At 60.0% G+C, this 16769-nt stretch carries 19 protein-coding genes; 18 read left to right on the top strand and 1 reads right to left on the bottom strand.

Annotation, left to right across the window (positions count from 1 at the left end; translation table 11 throughout):
- Positions 1-18: 18 nt before the first annotated feature.
- The 16 genes from I1969_RS09410 (at position 19) to I1969_RS09335 (ending at position 13706) form a co-directional block, all read left to right on the top strand.
- On the top strand, positions 19-414 hold the full coding sequence (locus I1969_RS09410) for a type II toxin-antitoxin system RelE/ParE family toxin (protein ID WP_022094268.1): 396 nt from the start codon (positions 19-21) through the stop codon (positions 412-414).
- A complete protein-coding gene (locus I1969_RS09405; protein ID WP_195234857.1) occupies positions 401-703 on the top strand; it encodes a helix-turn-helix domain-containing protein in 303 nt (100 codons plus the stop codon). The genes I1969_RS09410 and I1969_RS09405 overlap by 14 nt, the downstream gene beginning before the upstream one ends.
- A gap of 148 nt (positions 704-851) precedes the next feature.
- Positions 852-1595, top strand: coding sequence for an L-threonylcarbamoyladenylate synthase (locus tag I1969_RS09400; protein ID WP_117630040.1), 744 nt, complete (start codon positions 852-854; stop codon positions 1593-1595).
- A gap of 13 nt (positions 1596-1608) precedes the next feature.
- A complete protein-coding gene (gene glpK, locus I1969_RS09395) occupies positions 1609-3150 on the top strand; it encodes a glycerol kinase GlpK (protein ID WP_195234855.1) in 1542 nt (513 codons plus the stop codon).
- Positions 3151-3273: 123 nt separating this feature from the next.
- Positions 3274-3921 (top strand): uracil phosphoribosyltransferase, encoded by a 648-nt coding sequence (gene upp, locus I1969_RS09390; RefSeq protein WP_195234846.1) that lies wholly within the window; start codon positions 3274-3276, stop codon positions 3919-3921.
- Positions 3922-4202: 281 nt separating this feature from the next.
- Entirely contained in the window at positions 4203-4514 is a 312-nt protein-coding gene (locus tag I1969_RS09385; RefSeq protein WP_195234844.1) for a hypothetical protein, read from the top strand.
- A gap of 3 nt (positions 4515-4517) precedes the next feature.
- Positions 4518-5321 carry a F0F1 ATP synthase subunit A gene (gene atpB, locus I1969_RS09380; protein ID WP_195234836.1) on the top strand — a complete coding sequence of 268 codons (804 nt, stop codon included), beginning with the start codon at positions 4518-4520 and terminating at the stop codon, positions 5319-5321.
- Positions 5322-5445: 124 nt separating this feature from the next.
- Positions 5446-5640 (top strand): ATP synthase subunit c family protein, encoded by a 195-nt coding sequence (locus tag I1969_RS09375; protein WP_022094262.1) that lies wholly within the window; start codon positions 5446-5448, stop codon positions 5638-5640.
- 15 nt (positions 5641-5655) lie between these two features.
- A complete protein-coding gene (gene atpF / locus I1969_RS09370; RefSeq protein WP_195234834.1) occupies positions 5656-6258 on the top strand; it encodes a F0F1 ATP synthase subunit B in 603 nt (200 codons plus the stop codon).
- On the top strand, positions 6248-6724 hold the full coding sequence (locus I1969_RS09365; protein WP_195234832.1) for a F0F1 ATP synthase subunit delta: 477 nt from the start codon (positions 6248-6250) through the stop codon (positions 6722-6724). The genes atpF and I1969_RS09365 overlap by 11 nt, the downstream gene beginning before the upstream one ends.
- The gene (gene atpA / locus I1969_RS09360) at positions 6724-8322 is read left to right on the top strand and encodes a F0F1 ATP synthase subunit alpha (protein ID WP_035138794.1); all 1599 of its coding nucleotides are present in this window, start codon (positions 6724-6726) and stop codon (positions 8320-8322) included. Before I1969_RS09365 ends, atpA begins: the two co-directional genes overlap by 1 nt.
- Before the next feature lie 5 nt (positions 8323-8327).
- Positions 8328-9236, top strand: coding sequence for an ATP synthase F1 subunit gamma (atpG, locus tag I1969_RS09355; RefSeq protein WP_055310126.1), 909 nt, complete (start codon positions 8328-8330; stop codon positions 9234-9236).
- The gene (atpD, locus tag I1969_RS09350; RefSeq protein ID WP_006235717.1) at positions 9236-10690 is read left to right on the top strand and encodes a F0F1 ATP synthase subunit beta; all 1455 of its coding nucleotides are present in this window, start codon (positions 9236-9238) and stop codon (positions 10688-10690) included. Before atpG ends, atpD begins: the two co-directional genes overlap by 1 nt.
- Before the next feature lie 3 nt (positions 10691-10693).
- Positions 10694-11086 (top strand): ATP synthase F1 subunit epsilon, encoded by a 393-nt coding sequence (gene atpC / locus I1969_RS09345; protein ID WP_006235718.1) that lies wholly within the window; start codon positions 10694-10696, stop codon positions 11084-11086.
- 88 nt (positions 11087-11174) lie between these two features.
- Positions 11175-12458: a UDP-N-acetylglucosamine 1-carboxyvinyltransferase gene (murA, locus tag I1969_RS09340; protein WP_195234831.1), complete on the top strand. Its 1284-nt coding sequence runs from the start codon at positions 11175-11177 to the stop codon at positions 12456-12458.
- Between the two features lie 12 nt (positions 12459-12470).
- The gene (locus I1969_RS09335) at positions 12471-13706 is read left to right on the top strand and encodes an LCP family protein (protein WP_006235722.1); all 1236 of its coding nucleotides are present in this window, start codon (positions 12471-12473) and stop codon (positions 13704-13706) included.
- 252 nt (positions 13707-13958) lie between these two features.
- Here I1969_RS09335 and pepT read toward each other — a convergent pair whose 3' ends face one another.
- Positions 13959-15206 (bottom strand): peptidase T, encoded by a 1248-nt coding sequence (pepT, locus tag I1969_RS09330; RefSeq protein WP_195234828.1) that lies wholly within the window; start codon positions 15204-15206, stop codon positions 13959-13961.
- 120 nt (positions 15207-15326) lie between these two features.
- Between pepT and I1969_RS09325 the strand changes: the two genes are divergently transcribed.
- Positions 15327-15749, top strand: coding sequence for a metal-dependent transcriptional regulator (locus I1969_RS09325; RefSeq protein WP_035138800.1), 423 nt, complete (start codon positions 15327-15329; stop codon positions 15747-15749).
- A 10-nt stretch (positions 15750-15759) separates the two neighbouring features.
- Entirely contained in the window at positions 15760-16653 is an 894-nt protein-coding gene (locus I1969_RS09320) for a homocysteine S-methyltransferase family protein (RefSeq protein ID WP_195234826.1), read from the top strand.
- Positions 16654-16769: the final 116 nt, after the last annotated feature.

The following is a 16769-nucleotide window of genomic DNA, read 5'->3' as shown; positions in this document are numbered from 1 at the left end:
CTATAGAAGGAGAAAGGTATGTCAAATCAGCTGCATCGGTACCGTATCGTGCTTGATTACATTGAACCTTGGCTTGATGAGCAGGATGAAGCTACGCTGAAGCAGATTTATGCAGACCTTTTGGTGCTCGAGAAGGAAGGTCCCAGCCTTGGTCGTCCGCTGGTTGACCGCGTAAAGGGCTCGAAGCTTCATCATTTAAAGGAGCTGAGAGTGACGTCGTGTGGTGGGCAGGTGATTCGCATCCTCTTCGCCTTTGACCCCAAGCGCCAGGCGGTATTGCTATTGGCGGGTGATAAGTCGCGAGCGGGATCGTCAAGGGCAAAATGGAACGGTTGGTATGCGATCAACATTCCAAGGGCCGAGCAAATATACCGTCGCCACGTAAGGAGGCTCGATCGAGATGGAACTGCATGAGTATATGGAATCTCGCGGGATAACACGCGACTCCATTACCGCCGAGCAGGAGAGGACTCGCAATCGTATCGAAGCCTATAAGCTTGCTCAGATTCGCAGGTTAAAAGATCTAACACAGGCGTCGGTCGCCCAGTCGATGGGCGTTTCTCAAAAACGTGTATCCGAGCTCGAGCGTGGGGAGTTGGGTTCGATGAGGCTCGACACGCTGAGCAGGTACGCAGAGAGCCTCGGCGGAAAACTGGTTGCAAGCATCGAGTTTCCCGATCGTACCGTTACGCTTGCGCGCTAAAAATCTTCAATTAACCCCCTCACTTTCACCGACTACTAGAGCCGCTCACCAAACCAACATGCGCTCTGGGCAAATAGGTTGAATGTTTCGTGCGAGAATGCCCCACAGTAAACAAACTTGCACCGGAGCGTAAGGGGCTGGCATACACATGCAGACGGTCTATCGGGTATACGAGGGAACGCGCGAGCCGCATCGGCTTGCCGTCGAGCGCACGGCCGAGGTGCTCGGCCGCGGCGGCCTGGCCTTGATTCCGACCGAGACCGTCTACGGTGTCGCCGTGGCAGTCAACGCCTTCTCGGACGCCGTGCCCCAAGATACAAGCGAATTCCCATCGTGGCCGCGCGATCCGCAGGCTGCCGTCAATGGCGCCGCAGTTCCTGCGCTCGGCACCGGCTATCGCCGTATCTTCACTCTCAAGCAACGTGAGCTCACGCAAACCGTCGCTTGGCTGGTCGATGGCGTCGAAGCACTCGACCGCTATGGCGTGGATATCCCGGAAGAGGCCCGCGTGCTTGCCCGACGATGCTGGCCGGGCGCCCTGACTATCGTGGTCAAGGCGGCCCCCTGCGTGCCGACCTTTATGCGCGCCGCCGACGACACGGTGGCACTTCGCGCTTCGGCTTCGCCCGTGGTGCAAGCGCTCATCCGCGCCTGCGGCAGTCCCCTTGCCTGCACGAGCGCCAACACGCACGGCGCGCCTTCGCCGGCAAGCTTTGCCGCCGTCGAGGGTCGCATCCTGGAGGGGGTCGATGTTGCCGTCGACGCCGGTGAGACCCCGTGTCGCGACGCCTCGACCATCGTGTCGTTCCAGCACGGCGGGCTCCAGATCCTGCGCCAAGGCGCACTTCCCGCATCAGAGATCGAGCGGGTCCTGTCCGACCCGATGCAATAGAAAGGTGTAAGCGATGTCGTTGAATCTGGGCAGCCTGGGCATGGAAGATGCCTCGTTTAACTTTGGCGGTTCCTACATCATGGCGCTCGACTGCGGCACCACCTCGGTACTTGCGACCATCGTCGACGAGTATGGATGCATCGTCGCGCAGGCACGTCGCAGCGTCAAAACCAGCTTCCCGCGTCCCGGTTGGGTAGAGCAAGACCCCATGGCGGTGCTTGCCAGCCAGATCGCCGTCATGATGGAAGTCCAGTTTAAGAGCGGTATCCACTCCGACCGCATTGCCGCCATCGGCATCTCCAACCAGCGCGAGACCACGGTGGTCTGGGACCGCGTGAGCGGTCAGCCGATCTATAACGCCATCGTATGGCAGTGCCGCCGTACCGCGTCGGTAATCGAGGCGTTGGTTGAACAGGGTTGCGAGGAGTTGGTGCGCTCCCGCACGGGACTCACGCTCGACCCGTATTTCTCGGCCTCCAAGGTGCAGTGGATTCTCGACAACGTCGACGGCGCACGCGAGAGCGCGGCGGCGGGCGACCTCATGTTCGGCACCATCGACACCTGGCTCATCTACAACCTCACTGGCGGCCAGGTCTTTGCCACCGACTACACCAATGCCAGCCGCACGGCACTCTTTAATATCCATACGCTCGATTGGGACGACGACCTGCTGGCGCTCTTTGACGTTCCACGTTCCATGATGCCCGAGGTTCGCTGGAGCTCGGGCGACTACGGCCGCGTCGCGAGCGACATCATGACCAACATGCCGCCCATCATGGGCGTGGCGGGCGACCAGCAGGCGTCGCTGTTCGGCCACTGCTGTTTCCGTCCCGGCCAGACCAAAAACACCTATGGCACGGGTTGCTTTATGCTCATGAACACCGGCGACGAGATCGTCGAATCCAAGAACGGCCTGGTCTCCACCATCGGTATCGCTGCGAACGGGAAGATCAGCTATGCACTCGAGGGCTCCATCTTTGCTGCCGGCTCCACCATGAACTGGCTTCGTAACAACATGGGCATCATCTCGAGCGTGAGCGAGTCGGCACAACTCGCCGCTTCGATTAACGACAACGAGGGCTGCTACTTCGTTCCCGCCTTTGCGGGTTTGGGCGCTCCCTGGTGGGACCCGCATGCCCGCGGTATCGTGTGCGGTCTGACCGGCGCCTCGAGCCGTGCGACCATCGTGCGCGCCGCCTGCGAATCCATGGCATATCAGAGCTACGACGTGCTGCGCGCCATGGAGCAGGACGTGGGGCTTTCGATCGAGCGCCTGTCTGTCGATGGCGGTGCCTCGCGCAACGAGTTCATCATGCAATTTCAGGCCGACCTGCTGGATATCCCCGTGCTGCAATGCGAGACGGTGGAGACCACGGCAATCGGTGCCGCGTACTTGGCGGGTCTTGCCGTCGGCTATTGGGAAGACCTGGAAGAGCTGGAGCAAAATGCCCAGATCGTTAGGACCTTCCTTCCCCACATGTCCGCCGTGCGCCGCGAGCAAAACCTTGCGGGCTGGCGTGATGCAGTCAAGCGCTCGCTCAGTACCGCACAGTAGGGCCGCGGTGGGCTGCTCGATACAACAAACCGCTAAACTAATGCATGGCGTGCGGTGGCGACATTGCTGCGCGCCTTGTCAGCAAGGCCGTTTTGCGGCCGCAACGAAAGGGGCAATCAACCCATGACCGTCACCTACGATGCGTCCCGTGTGACGCTTGTCGATCATCCGCTCGTTCAGCACAAGCTGTCGATCCTGCGCGATAAAAACACCGGCACCAACCAGTTCCGCCAGCTCGTGCGCGAACTCGCGCTTTTTGACGGCTACGAGGCCATGCGCAACCTGCCCATGGAAGACGTCGAGGTCGAGACCCCCATCACCACCGCCACGTTTAAGCAGCTTGCCGGCAAAAAGCTCGCCATCGTTCCCATCCTTCGTGCAGGCCTTGGCATGGTCGACGGCATTCTCGACCTGGTACCCTCTGCCCGCGTGGGCCACATCGGTATGGAGCGCGACGAGGTTACCCACGAGCCGCATGAGTACTACTGCAAGATGCCCAAGGATATCGACCAGCGTATCTGCCTGGTCGTCGACCCCATGCTCGCCACGGGCGGTTCGGCCGAGATGGCCATCAGCTACCTGCGCGAGCGCGGTGTCAAGGACATCCGCATGCTGTGCATCGTCGCGGCCCCCGAGGGTCTCAAGTCGCTGACCGAGAAGGACCCTGATGTGCATATCTATACCTGCGCTATCGATGACCATCTCAACGAGGCTGCCTACATCGTTCCCGGCCTCGGCGACGCCGGCGACCGCATCTACGGCACGCTCTAGTCGCTGGGCTAAGACGGCCGCGGCTGCAAATACGAAGAAACGGTGCGCGCGGACGAACAAAAGGCGACCGCGCGCACTCCTGTTAACGGACGTTTTGCCCTGCAGGGTTCGAGAAAAACGTATTACCGTACCTGCGGCATAAAGAAGGTCTTAAGAAAACGAACAGGTGCGTATTAACCGATGCTTTTTCGGTTGTACTTTAGCGATTGGCTCGTACAATAGTCACCAATGTTTGGCGGGAACTGTTCTGTGAAGCGTTAAAAAGGAAAGTGAGGACGCCAGTGTTTCAGATAGCCGATCTGCTCGCTATCGTTGCAGGCGCCATCGCGGGCGCAATTGCCTTCCTTCCCTTTGTCTTTACGCTCAAGCCGGTTCTTGACGATAAGCAGAATGCGGACATGCTCAAGGGCATGGTGAGTCTGGCGGTCTCGGCAGTCGCCCTGCTCGTCTTTACCTTGGTTGTGTTTGCGTTGTTCGGAGAGGCATTTCGCATGTTCCTCCTGGGCGAGGCGATCGGCTTCGTGGTCTTTATGGCCGCCTGCACGGTTCGCGTCGCCAAGGCGCTGCGAGATCCTCATGAGGTCGAAAGGTAAGTCGTGGAAATTTTTGAAAAGCTGCCTGATGAGATTAATCATCTGGTCAGCGAGTTCAGCTCCACCCCTGTCGTGGGCGATTTGGGCTGCGGCATCACGCAGTACTCGTTTTGGCTGATCGTCTCCACGATCGTGCTCCTGATCGTCCTGGCCGTGTTCAAGAAGAAGCAGACCCTGGTTCCCAAGGGCTTCTTCGTCAACGGTTTCGAGTACATCATCGAGTACGTCGAGAACGATATCGGCAAGGGCGTCGTGGGTGAGAACTGGAAGAAGCACTTCCCGTTCCTGTGCTCGCTTTTCCTGTTCATCCTGATCAATAACATGATCGGCCTGATCCCGGGAATGAAGCCCGGCACCGGCGCAATCGGCTCCACCGCCGCGCTCGCCATTTTCGCCTTCGTGTACTTCATCTACTACGGATGCAAGGCTCACGGCGTGATCGGCTACATCAAGAGCCTCGCCCCGCAGGGCGTGAGCTTCCCGATGAACGTGCTCGTGTGGGTTGTCGAGCTCTTCTCGACCTTCCTGCGCCTTATCACGCTCGCCGTCCGTCTGTTCTGCAACATGTTCGCAGGACACGTGGTCATGGGCTCGTTCGCCATCATGGCGAGCATGTTCATGCAGCCGCTGCTTCAGCAGGTTTCCGCGGCCCACGCCGTCGGCGCCCTGCCTTCGCTGGCCTGGCTTGCCATCCTCATCCTGATCTATGCGATCGAGCTTGTGGTCGGCGCCATCCAGGCTTACGTCTTCACGGTCCTTACCGCCGTGTATGTCTCCGAGGCAGAGGAGGTCGCGGAGGAGGAGTAGTCTTCCGTTCGCACCTTAAAGGTAAGGCAATTCGTTAAACCGCCGGTGCCCGTACCCATGGAGCCCGGCAGTTATAAAAAGGTTATCCTGCGTGAAATAAGACACGCACGACAAAGGAGGAATCGTGGGAGTTATCGGTTACGGTCTCGGTGTTATCGGCGCTGGTCTTGCTATCGGCCTGTCTGCTCTGGGTGCTACGGGTGCTATGGCCCGTCAGCCTGAGGTCCAGGGCCGCGTGTTCACCGTCTTCATCATGGGCTCCGCCTTCGGCGAGGCTCTGGCTCTGATCGGCTTCGTTGTCGCGCTGATCGTTAAATAGCACGGAGCGTCAAGTATGAATCTTTCATCCCAGAAGAGCGCGATCGCACTCTCCGCGTCCGCGGCCGCGCTGCTCATGCCGGTTTCCGCGTTCGCCGAGGACGGCGCTGCCGGTGCGGACATCCTCATCCCTAAGATGGCGGAGTTCATCCCGGCGCTTATCGCCTTCCTGATTATCTGGATCGTGCTGGCCAAGGTCGCCCTGCCGGGCATCATGAAAACCATGGAGGAGCGCGGCAAGAAGATCGAGGAGAGCCTCGACGAGGCCGAGAAGACCAAGCAGGAGGCTATCGCCAAGCGCACTGAGTCCGACTCGATCGTCACCGACGCCCGTCGTCAGGCTGCCGACATTGTTCTCGAGGCCCGTAAGGACGCCGAGTCCGAGCGCGCCCGTATCATCGAGGCTGCTCACAAGGAGGCCGAGGAGATCATCGCCAAGGCCCATACGACCGTCGAGGACGAGCGCAAGTCCATCTACGCCGGTGCCGCGAGCTCCATTGCCGACCTGTCCGTTGCCGTCGCCACCAAGATCGTGGGCGAGGCACTCGAGGACGAGGCCGAGCAGAAGAAGCTCATCGAGCGCTACATCCAGGAAGCAGGTAGCCTGAATGCCGACTAGCCGCTATCAGGACAAGGTGCTCGAGACCTACGCGCGCTCCATTCTGGAAGCCGCTAAGGCCGAGAACCATGTGTTCGAGGACCTCGAGATGATCGAGCGCCTGGCTTCTGCCAGCCCCGAGATCATCGCTGTGCTCGACACCATGTCCAAACGCGACCAGCTCGACCTTCTTCCCAAGGTGGCAGCTGCCTTTAAGTATGTTGCCGAGGAAGACGAGGATGTAGTGGGCGTGACCGTCACCACGGCGATCCCGCTCGACGACGAGCTGCGTCAAACCATCACTAAGAAATGCGAGCAGGACTTCGGCCGCAAGGTATTCCTTATCGAGCAGGTCGACCCGTCTATCGTGGGCGGCCTGGTGCTCGAGGCTCGCGGCGAGCGTCGTGACATTTCCGTCAAGACGCAGCTGCGCATCGCGCAGGAGACCCTCGCAAACTCTGCTAATTCGTACGGAGGTGAAGCCTAATGTCCGAAACCCTCAATGCCCAGGATATCGCCAAGAAACTGCAGGAGCAGCTCACGAGCCTCTCCGCGACGGTCGATACGCATGAGGTTTCAACGGTCGACGAGGTAGGCGACGGCATCGCGCGCGTCTCCGGCCTCAAGAGCGCCATGGCAGGCGAGCTTCTGGAGTTCAAGAGCTCCGATACCGGTGAGACCGTTTTCGGCCTTGCCCAGAACCTTGACCGTGACGAGGTCGGCGCCGTTCTGTTTGGTGCCGTCGACTCCATCAAGGAAGGCGACGAGTGTCGCACCACTGGCCGCATTATGGATATCCCCGTGAGCCGTGCCATGCTCGGCCGCGTCGTCAATCCGCTCGGCCAGCCCATCGACGGTTTGGGTGACATTGTCGCCACGCACCGTCGCCCCATCGAGTTCAAGGCCCCCGGCGTCATCGACCGTACACCGGTGTGCGAGCCGGTTCAGACTGGCCTGCTCGCCATCGACTCCATGGTGCCTATCGGCCGCGGCCAGCGCGAGCTTATCATCGGCGACCGTAAGACCGGTAAGACCGCCATTGCCATCGACGCTATCCTCAACCAGCGTGGCAAGGGCATGGTCTGCATCTATGTCGCCATCGGCCAGAAGGCCTCCACGGTTGCCAACATCCGTGAGACCCTCGCCCAGCACGGTGCGCTCGACTACACCATCATCGTTTCGGCAACCGCTGCCGATTCCGCCCCTATGCAGTACATCGCGCCTATGGCCGGTGCCGCTATCGGCGAGTTCTTCATGTACAACGGCGAGGACGGCAAGCCCGCCAGCGAGACCAACCCCGGCGGCCACGTGCTCGTCATCTACGACGACCTGTCCAAGCAGGCTGTGGCCTACCGTCAGATGTCGCTGACGCTGCACCGTCCGCCCGGACGCGAGGCCTATCCTGGCGACATCTTCTACCTGCACTCTCGTCTGCTCGAGCGTGCCGTCAAGATGTCCAAGAAGAACGGTTACGGCTCCATGACGGCTCTGCCGATCATCGAGACCCAGGACGGCGACGTTTCGGCTTACATTCCGACCAACGTTATTTCCATTACCGATGGTCAGATCTACCTGCAGTCCGAGCTCTTCTTCCAGGGCCAGCGCCCGGCAGTCGACGTGGGCATCTCCGTGTCCCGCGTCGGTGGCGACGCACAGACCAAGGCCATGAAGCAGGTCGCCGGCAACCTCCGTCTGGACCTTGCTTCGTACCAGGAGCTCGCCGGCTTCACACAGTTCGGCTCCGACCTCGACGAGGCCACGCAAAAGCAGCTTACCCACGGCGCTCGCATGACTGAGCTCCTTAAGCAGCCGCGCTACAAGCCGTTTGAGGTTGGCGAGCAGATCGTTACGCTGTTCGCTGGCAACGAGGGCTTCCTGGATGACCTGGAGATTGCCGACGTGCTGCCTTTCCGTGCCGAGCTCATCGAGTACATGGACAATGGCTTTGGCTCGCTGCTCGACAAGGTTCGCGCCAAGAAGATCGATGATGACACCAAGGCTGAGCTCTTGCGCGTCATCGGCGACTTCAAGCAGCAGTTCATGGCCAAGCACCATTCGGATGTTTCTGGATCAGAGGAGAACTAAGCCCCATGGCCAACCTTCGCGACATTAAGAAGCGAATCTCCTCGGTTACCACGACCAAGCAGATCACGCGCACGATGGAGATGGTCTCTACGGCCAAGATCCGTCGTGCTCTCGATCGCTCCAAGCAGGCCGAGCCCTATAAGGAGGCGCTGACCGACGTCATGTTGACGGTCGCCGGCGACGCCTCCTGTTCGGGCACCGATCCCATGCTGCAGAAGCATGAGAGCGTCAAGCATGGCCTGATTGTCGTTATTGCCTCGGACCGCGGCCTTGCCGGCGGTTTCAATACGACGGTGGAGCGCACGGCCGAAAAGCTCGCCGCTTCTTGGGCGAACGACGGCATCGAGTGCGAGATCATCGCGTGTGGGCGCAAACCGGCCACGTATTTCCGTGACCGCGAAAACGTCGTCATGCACTTTGAGGGCAACTCCTCTGAGCCCGATTTCAATCAGGCCCGCATGATCTCCTCTCATATCTGCGATGCGTATCGTGCCGGTGAGCTTGACCGTGTCGAGCTTGTCTACCACCACGCCAAGAACCGCGTGGATCAGGAGCTTCGCGTCGAGCATCTGTTGCCGCTCGACCCCGAGATGATCGCTATGGCCCACGGTCCGCGTAAGAACGAGACCGACGCCCCTAAGCGCATCTCGTCCACGTTCGAGTTCGTGCCCTCTCCCGAGCATGTTCTCGGCAAGCTTGTGCCGTCTTATATCCTGACGGTCATCTACCAGGCCCTGATCGATTCGGCGGCTGCCGAGCAGGGTGCACGCCGCAAGGCCATGCACTCCGCGACGGAAAACGCCACCGCGATCATCTCGACCCTTACCCGCACGTATAGTCGCGTGCGCCAGGCTTCGATCACGACCGAGATTAACGAGATCGTCGGCGGAGCCTCAGCATTGGAGGAACAGTAATGGCTAATAACACCGTAAAGCTTGCGGTCGAGGAAGCCACCAAGAAGACGACTGCCGGTGATGGTCGCATCGTGCGAATCATCGGCCCTGTCGTCGACGTCAAGTTTGACGGCGCGGTGCCCCCGATCTACAACGCGCTCACGGTCGAGGCCGAGACCCCGATCGGTCACCTGAGCACGATCCTCGAGGTCGAGAGCCAGCTTCCGGGCGGCGTCGTCCGCACGGTCGCCATGTCCTCGACCGACGGCCTGCAGCGCGGCCTCATCGCCACTGATACCGGTGAGCCCATGAAGATGCCCGTTGGTCCCAAGACGCTCGGCCGCATTTGGAACGTCATGGGCAAGCCCGTCGACGGCAAGCCCATGCCCGAGGTGGAGGAGTTCTACCCCATCCACCATGCAGCGCCCCGTTTCGACGAGCTCACCACCAAGACCGAGATCTTCGAGACCGGCATCAAGGCTGTCGACCTGCTCGAGCCCTACATCCGTGGCGGCAAGACGGGCCTGTTCGGCGGCGCCGGCGTCGGCAAGACCGTTCTGATTCAGGAGCTCATCAACAACCTCGCCCAGGAGCACGGCGGCACCTCGGTGTTCACCGGCGTCGGCGAGCGTACCCGCGAGGGCACCGACCTGTTCCTCGAGATGAGCGAGTCTGGCGTTATCGACAAGACCTGCTTGGTCTATGGTCAGATGAACGAGCCGCCCGGAGCGCGTCTGCGCATCGGTCTGGCCGGCCTTACTACCGCTGAGTATTTCCGTGATCGTGGCCAGGACGTTCTGCTGTTCATCGACAACATCTTCCGCTTCTCCCAGGCAGGTTCCGAGGTTTCCGCACTGCTGGGCCGTATGCCGTCCGCCGTTGGTTACCAGCCCACGCTGGCAACCGAGATGGGCGACCTCCAGGAGCGCATTACCTCGACCAAGACGGGCTCCATTACCTCCGTCCAGGCTGTCTACGTCCCCGCAGACGACCTGACCGACCCGGCGCCTGCCACAACGTTTACGCACCTCGACGCCACCACGGTTCTTTCGCGTAGCATTTCGTCGCTCGGCCTGTTCCCGGCTATCGACCCGCTCGCATCTTCCTCCGACGCTCTCGATCCCTCGATCGTCGGCGAGGAGCACTACCGTGTCGCCGTCAAGGTCCAGGAGCTCCTGCAGGAGTACTCCGACCTTCAGGACATCATCGCCATTCTGGGTATGGACGAGCTGTCCGAGGAGCAGCGCCTTACGGTCAACCGTGCCCGTAAGATTCAGCAGTTCCTCTCGCAGTCCTTCCACGTCGCCGAGAAGTTCACCGGCAACCCCGGTGTCTACGTCCGCGTCGAGGATACCGTCCGCTCTTTCGCCGAGATTGTCGACGGCAAGGCCGATGACCTGCCCGAGCAGGCTTTCCGCTATGCTTCCACGATTGAGGACGTGCGCGAGCGCGCCCGCAAGATGGGGGAGAAGTAGGTTATGCGTATCCGCATCGTGTGCCCCGTGAGCTGCGCCTATGAGGGCGACGCTGCGTTTGTGTCGATTCCGTCCACGGATGGCGAGTTTGGCGTTCTGCCTGCTCACTCCAGCGAGATCTGCACGATCGACCGCGGTTACGTTCGCGTTTCCGATAAGGCCATGGGCACTGTCGACCACACGTTTGCCGTGGCCGGCGGCTATGCCCAGGTTGCGGACGATGTCGTGACCGTTCTCGCCGAGCGCGCTTGCGATTTGGCGACCGTCGATGCCGACAAGCTTAAAGCTGATATTCAAGGTTTTGAAGAGAAGCTGGGTAATTTGTCGGAGGATGATGCACGCCGCGCCTACCTCTATAATGAAATCGCATGGTGTAAGCTCAAGCTTGCCCAATAGTCAAACGATTTAGCGTTCGACCATTTGCGAACACATCATGCCCGGGATGGCCCAGCCATCCCGGGCATGCTTTTTGAAAGGGTAGACCTTGGATATTATCCGCGTTGAGGGTGGCCACGCCATCGGAGGCTCCGTGTCCGTTTCGGGCGCCAAGAACTCCGCGCTCAAACTCATGGCGGCAACGCTTCTGGCGCCGGGCAAGACGACGCTGCAGAACGTGCCCGATATTTCCGATGTCCACGTGATGGGCAAGGTGCTCAAGGGTATGGGCGCCACAATCGATGTCCTTGACGAGCACACGCTCGAGATCGATACCTCTCAGGTCGATTCTTGGGAGGCCCCCTACGAGCTCGTTGCCAAGATGCGTGCTTCCACAGCCGTGATGGGACCCCTGCTGGGTCGCTTCCATCGCGCCAAGATCGCCATGCCGGGCGGCTGCAACCTGGGTGCTCGCAAGATCGATATGCACATTCTTGGTCTTGAGGCCCTGGGCGTTGAGTTCGATACCGCCCACGGCTACATCAACGCTAATGCGCCCCAAGGTCTGCGCGGTACCACCGTCACGCTCGAGTTCGCCAGCGTCGGTGCGACCGAGAACCTCATCATGGCATCCGTGCGCGCGCAGGGCACCACGGTTATCGACAATGCCGCCCGCGAGCCCGAGATCGTCGATCTCGCCAACATGCTCAACGAGATGGGCGCCAAGATTGTCGGCGCGGGTACGCCCGTCGTGACCATCGAGGGCGTGGAAGAGCTGCATCCTGTTACCCATCGCGTAGTGGGCGACCGCATCGAGGCCGGTACCTTTATCGTTGCCGGTGCGTTGATGGCCGACGATCGCGGTGTCGATGTCACGGGCTTTTGCCCCATTCACTTGGGCATGGTGCTCAAGAAGATGGAGCTTATGGGTATCGACTGCGAGCGCGTCGAGGATGGCGTCCATGTAAACCGTGCCGAGCGTATCAAGCCGGTCGACATCCAGACGCTTCCGTTCCCCGGCTTCCCGACGGACATGCAGGCGCAGATTATGGTGCTCTCCGCCCTTGCCGACGGCAGTTCCGTTATTACCGAGAACATCTTCGAGAATCGCTTTATGTTTGCCTCTGAGCTGGTGCGCATGGGTGCCGACATTCGTATCGAGAGCCATCATGCCATGATTCATGGCGTTAAGGGCTTCTCGGGTGCACAGGTTACCTCGCCCGATCTGCGTGGCGGAGCGGCCCTCGTCGTAGCGGGCTTGATCGCCGACGGGACGACCGAGGTTTCGGCCATCCATCACATCAAGCGCGGCTACGAGCAGTTTGTCGAAAAGCTGCAGGCGCTCGGCGCGCATGTCGAGCATGCTTCCGTCCCCGATCCCGTCATCTACTAATACAGGTTGCCTATGTTTAATAAAAAGCCCCTCGCGGATACCACCGCCCGAAGACCCTCAACTGGTGCGCAGGCCAAGATCTACAGTCGCGATAACGTGGCTCGCTATTCCGAGCGCGCTCGTCAACGTCGTCGTAGCCACACGATTCGTCACGTCGCGCTCATTGTCGTGCTTGGTGTGCTGCTGAGTGCCACTACCGCTGCCGGCCTGTGGTTTGCCACCATTATGGGCAAGCTCGGCGATTCTAATGTCATTACCGACAATCTGCGTCGGGTTCTGGTTGACACCGATGAGGCAAAGGATCCGTTCTACGTGCTGCTTCTTGGCACCGACGGCCGTCCGGGCGAGGATACGTATCGTGCCGACTCGATTATCCTGGCACGCATCGACCCCACGCAAAAGCAGGCGACGCTCATTTCCGTTCCGCGCGACACCAAGGTCGAGTACAAGGGCGAGACCATGAAGATCAACGCCTGCCATACCGTTGGCGGCGCCGAGGCCATGGTCGAGGCGGTCAACGAGCTGTGCGGTGTTCAGATTTCCCACTATGCCGAGGTCAGCTTCGACGGTATGCAGGCGCTGATTGATTCGGTTGGCGGTATCGACATTAACGCAACCGATGATGTTGACGACCCCGAGCACCTGGATATTAAGATTACCGCTGGCCAGCAGCATATGGACGGTGCCACCGCCCTTACCTATGCCCGCTGCCGCTACACCTATGCCGACGGCGATTACACGCGCATGCGCCACCAGCGTCAGGTGCTTGGCGCCCTTGCCAACCAGATTCTCAATAACTTCGATGCCACGAAGATTTTTGGCCTGGTTAATTCGCTGTCCGATATGCTCGTAACCGATATGAGCGTTCAGGATATCGTGGCTACGGTCAACGCCATGCGCGGTATGGATGTCGACGGTATCTACTCGGCCAACCTGCCCTCGTACGCCGACGACAGCACCATGATCGACGGTGTGAGCTACGTCTTTGTCTACGAGGACGAGCTCAAGGAAATGATGGAGCGCGTCGATGCCGGCAAGGATCCCAAGGGTCCCAACACTATGGGTCTTTCCGACGGTTCCAGCTCTACGATCGGCGACCTGAACAACAACACGTCTGACGACTACGCAAACGGTACCGCAACTTCATCGGTCAGCTCTGACGATTCCGATGACTCAAGCGATTCGAGCGATTCGGACTACTACGAAGAGCCCACCGGCGACGGCAACGGCTACGAAGCCAACTACTAGAGTTACGCGGGCTTACCAGCCCGCGTAACGGCTCGACGCTGCGCGCCGCCCAGAGCGACAATTTGTCATTCAAAAGGCAGGGCATGACCAGAAGGTCAATGCCCTGCCTTTTTCATGCCAACTTGTTCGCTCTGGACGTCGCTCGCTGACGTTGATTCAACCAGCGATGCCGACTACACTCCTTGCACCAAAAATCGCCCCGTTCTCGGTTGAGGACGGGGCGATTCGTCTTTTAGGGTTGTGCAGCTAGGCTTATGCGAAGCGGGCGACGAGTTCCTGGAGGATGTCGGTCATCTTGACGAGCGAGCTGACCGGGACGAACTCGTTGACGCCGTGGTAGCAATAGCCGCCGGTGGAAAGGTTGGGGCAGGGCAGACCGCGGAACGACAGCTGCGCGCCGTCGGTGCCGCCGCGAATCGGCAGCACTTGGGGCTCAACGCCGCAGGCAAGGTAGGCTTCCTTGGCAACATCAATAAGCTCGGGATAGTCACGAACGATCTCGGCCATATTTCGATACTGCTGCTTAATCTCGACCGTCACGCGCTTCTCACCCAGACGCTGGTTGAGCATCGAGGCGGCGGCATCAATAAGATCGAGTTTCTGCTGGAACTTGGCGGCGTCATGGTCACGGACGATATAGCGCGCTGTGGCGTGATCGACGGTCGCAGATACACCCTCAAGGTGATAAAAGCCCTCGTAGCCTTCCGTATACTCCGGGCGCTGCACGTAGGGGAGCAACGCGTTGAAGTCACAGAACAGATTGCCTGCGTTGACCATACGGCCCTTAGCGTCGCCCGGGTGGATGGACTGGCCCTCAAAGCGGACGGTCGCCTCGGCGGCGTTAAAGCACTCCCACTCCAGCTCGCCGATGGGGCCGCCGTCGACCGTGTAGGCGTACTTGCAGCCAAAGTTATCGATATCCAACAGCTCGGCTCCGTGGCCGATCTCCTCGTCAGGGCAGAAGCAAATGCCGAGTGCGGGATGGGGCAGAGAGGGGTCCTGAGCGATACGCGCGACAAGTGACATGATCTCGGCGACGCCTGCCTTGTCGTCCGCGCCCAGCAGCGTGGTGCCATCGCTGCAGACCAGGTCCTCACCCGCGAGGCCGTTCAGGGCGGGAAGCTTGGCGGTACTCATGGCAACGGGCTTACCGTCAACCGTGCCGCAGACCAGGTCGCCGCCTTCGTAGTGTACGATGTGCGGTTTCACGCCGGCACCCGGTGCAACTTCGGTGGTGTCGAGATGGGCGATCAGGCCCAGGGCGGGCTTGTCCTCAGCGCCCGCACTTGCGGGGATATGCGCGCAGACATAGGCGTGCTCGGTCACGTGGGCATCTTCCGCACCAAGCTCGCGTAGCTCTTCAGCCAGCACGTTGGCAAGGTCAAACTGAACGGCGCTCGAGGGTACCTGGTCGCAGTTTGCATCCTCGGACTGCGTGTTGATCTGGACGTAGCGCAAAAAGCGTTCGAGGACATCGGGGCTCGTGGTGGTGTTTTCCATAAAGACCGCTCCAATCTTGGTCGTCGTGTGCAACAAGAACTCTAGCACGGTATGCCACGGCATACCACGACGCTTGGATGGGGTAGAATCAGCCATTGAATGCAGAAGGGACGGAAGATCATGGATACGACAAATAGCTCGCGCGAACTACATCTGACGGTGGCGAACGAAGACTACTTGGAGTGCATGGTTCGCATTGAAAGCGAAGAGGGGGAAACCAACGGCGTGCGATCGGTCGACATCGCGCAGCGCCTTGGCGTCTCCAAGGCATCGGTCAATAAAGCGGTTTCGGCGCTCAAGGCATCCGAACTTGTCGAGCAATCGCACTACGGCAAGGTAGTCCTGACCGATCGCGGCCGCGAGGTTGGCACGGCTATCTGGTACCGTCATCGCCTCATCCGCACGTTTTTGGTTCAGGAGCTCGGTGTCGAATTTGAGCGAGCCGATTCCGAGGCCTGCATGATGGAGCATGCGCTTTCCGAGGACACGATGAACCGCTGGCTCGCCTATCTCGAAAAGCAGGGAATCAGCGTCGAGGAATAGCGGGATATATATGGATACGAGTTATTACAACCGGTTTGGTGTCGAGGAACTTACGCGCCGCTTGTCGAGCGAGACCTTGTTGGCGCAGGGTCCCATGGGCAGTGTTCTGTTGAGTGAGTACGATGCCGCCGACATTCCACCGGCGTTTTGGAATCTGGCAGAGCCGCAGACCGTTTCTCGTATCCATCGCTTGTATGTCGCCGCCGGCGCACAGGTGCTCATTACCAACACCTTTCAGGCATCGAGCTATGCCCTCAAGCACGACCAGATTGCGCCGTCCGTGGCGGAGGTCAATCGCGGGGCCGTCGACGATGCCCGCCAGGCGCACCCTCAGCTGCTGCTGGGCTCGATGGGCCCGATCGGTATTGAATGGTTTGCCGAGGACTCTGCCGAGTATCGTGAAATCCGAGGCATTGCGCGCGAACAGGCGCACGCCTTGCTCAACGCCGGCGTTGACGGTTTGCTGATCGAGACGGTGACGTCTATCCGTAATTTGCAGCCCATGCTTGCCGGCGCCCGAGATGCCGCCGACGGCATGCCTGTTCTGGTGAGTTTTGTCGTTGACGATAAAGGCGACCTGTTGGGCGATGGCCTCAACATCGAGGCAGCCGTTTTGTACGCCGAAAAACACGGCGCAAACTCGGTTGGTGTTAATTGCTGTTCGCTTGCGGCCGCGAACGCGGCGGTGCCCAGGATGGTTGCATCGGCGACTACTCCCGTCACGGTGCGTCCCAACGTAGGCGATCCGGTCCAGACTCAGGATGGCCCCGTATGGCTCGAGAACCCCGAAGCTTTCGCGCGCGCATGCATCGAATGGAGACATGCCGGTGCCGCAATGGTGGGCAGTTGCTGTGGAACCACGGCAATCACTACGGCCGCGATGGCCGAGGCGCTCGATATATAAAGGGTAAAACCGCTCCATACGGGGCGGTTTTTTTATTTATTTCAAGACTTTAGTCCGCTGGCCGCGCAGCGGCCAGCTTTAAACCACCCGCTACGCGGGTGGAGACAAACGGCTTT

The organism is Collinsella aerofaciens, from assembly GCF_015548375.1.
GTDB classification, from domain to species: Bacteria; Actinomycetota; Coriobacteriia; order Coriobacteriales; family Coriobacteriaceae; genus Collinsella; species Collinsella aerofaciens_AB.
This window is presented reverse-complemented; position numbering and strand designations above follow the sequence as displayed.

Bases quoted from the DNA above. Each gene is read 5' to 3' on its own strand.
- I1969_RS09410 (WP_022094268.1), top strand. From the start codon at position 19: ATGTCAAATCAGCTGCATCGGTACCGTATCGTGCTTGATTACATTGAA.
- I1969_RS09405 (WP_195234857.1), top strand. From the start codon at position 401: ATGGAACTGCATGAGTATATGGAATCTCGCGGGATAACACGCGACTCC.
- I1969_RS09400 (WP_117630040.1), top strand. From the start codon at position 852: ATGCAGACGGTCTATCGGGTATACGAGGGAACGCGCGAGCCGCATCGG.
- glpK (WP_195234855.1), top strand. From the start codon at position 1,609: ATGTCGTTGAATCTGGGCAGCCTGGGCATGGAAGATGCCTCGTTTAAC.
- upp (WP_195234846.1), top strand. From the start codon at position 3,274: ATGACCGTCACCTACGATGCGTCCCGTGTGACGCTTGTCGATCATCCG.
- atpF (WP_195234834.1), top strand. From the start codon at position 5,656: ATGAATCTTTCATCCCAGAAGAGCGCGATCGCACTCTCCGCGTCCGCG.
- I1969_RS09365 (WP_195234832.1), top strand. From the start codon at position 6,248: ATGCCGACTAGCCGCTATCAGGACAAGGTGCTCGAGACCTACGCGCGC.
- atpA (WP_035138794.1), top strand. From the start codon at position 6,724: ATGTCCGAAACCCTCAATGCCCAGGATATCGCCAAGAAACTGCAGGAG.
- atpG (WP_055310126.1), top strand. From the start codon at position 8,328: ATGGCCAACCTTCGCGACATTAAGAAGCGAATCTCCTCGGTTACCACG.
- atpD (WP_006235717.1), top strand. From the start codon at position 9,236: ATGGCTAATAACACCGTAAAGCTTGCGGTCGAGGAAGCCACCAAGAAG.
- atpC (WP_006235718.1), top strand. From the start codon at position 10,694: ATGCGTATCCGCATCGTGTGCCCCGTGAGCTGCGCCTATGAGGGCGAC.
- I1969_RS09335 (WP_006235722.1), top strand. From the start codon at position 12,471: ATGTTTAATAAAAAGCCCCTCGCGGATACCACCGCCCGAAGACCCTCA.
- pepT (WP_195234828.1), bottom strand. From the start codon at position 15,206: ATGGAAAACACCACCACGAGCCCCGATGTCCTCGAACGCTTTTTGCGC.
- I1969_RS09325 (WP_035138800.1), top strand. From the start codon at position 15,327: ATGGATACGACAAATAGCTCGCGCGAACTACATCTGACGGTGGCGAAC.
- I1969_RS09320 (WP_195234826.1), top strand. From the start codon at position 15,760: ATGGATACGAGTTATTACAACCGGTTTGGTGTCGAGGAACTTACGCGC.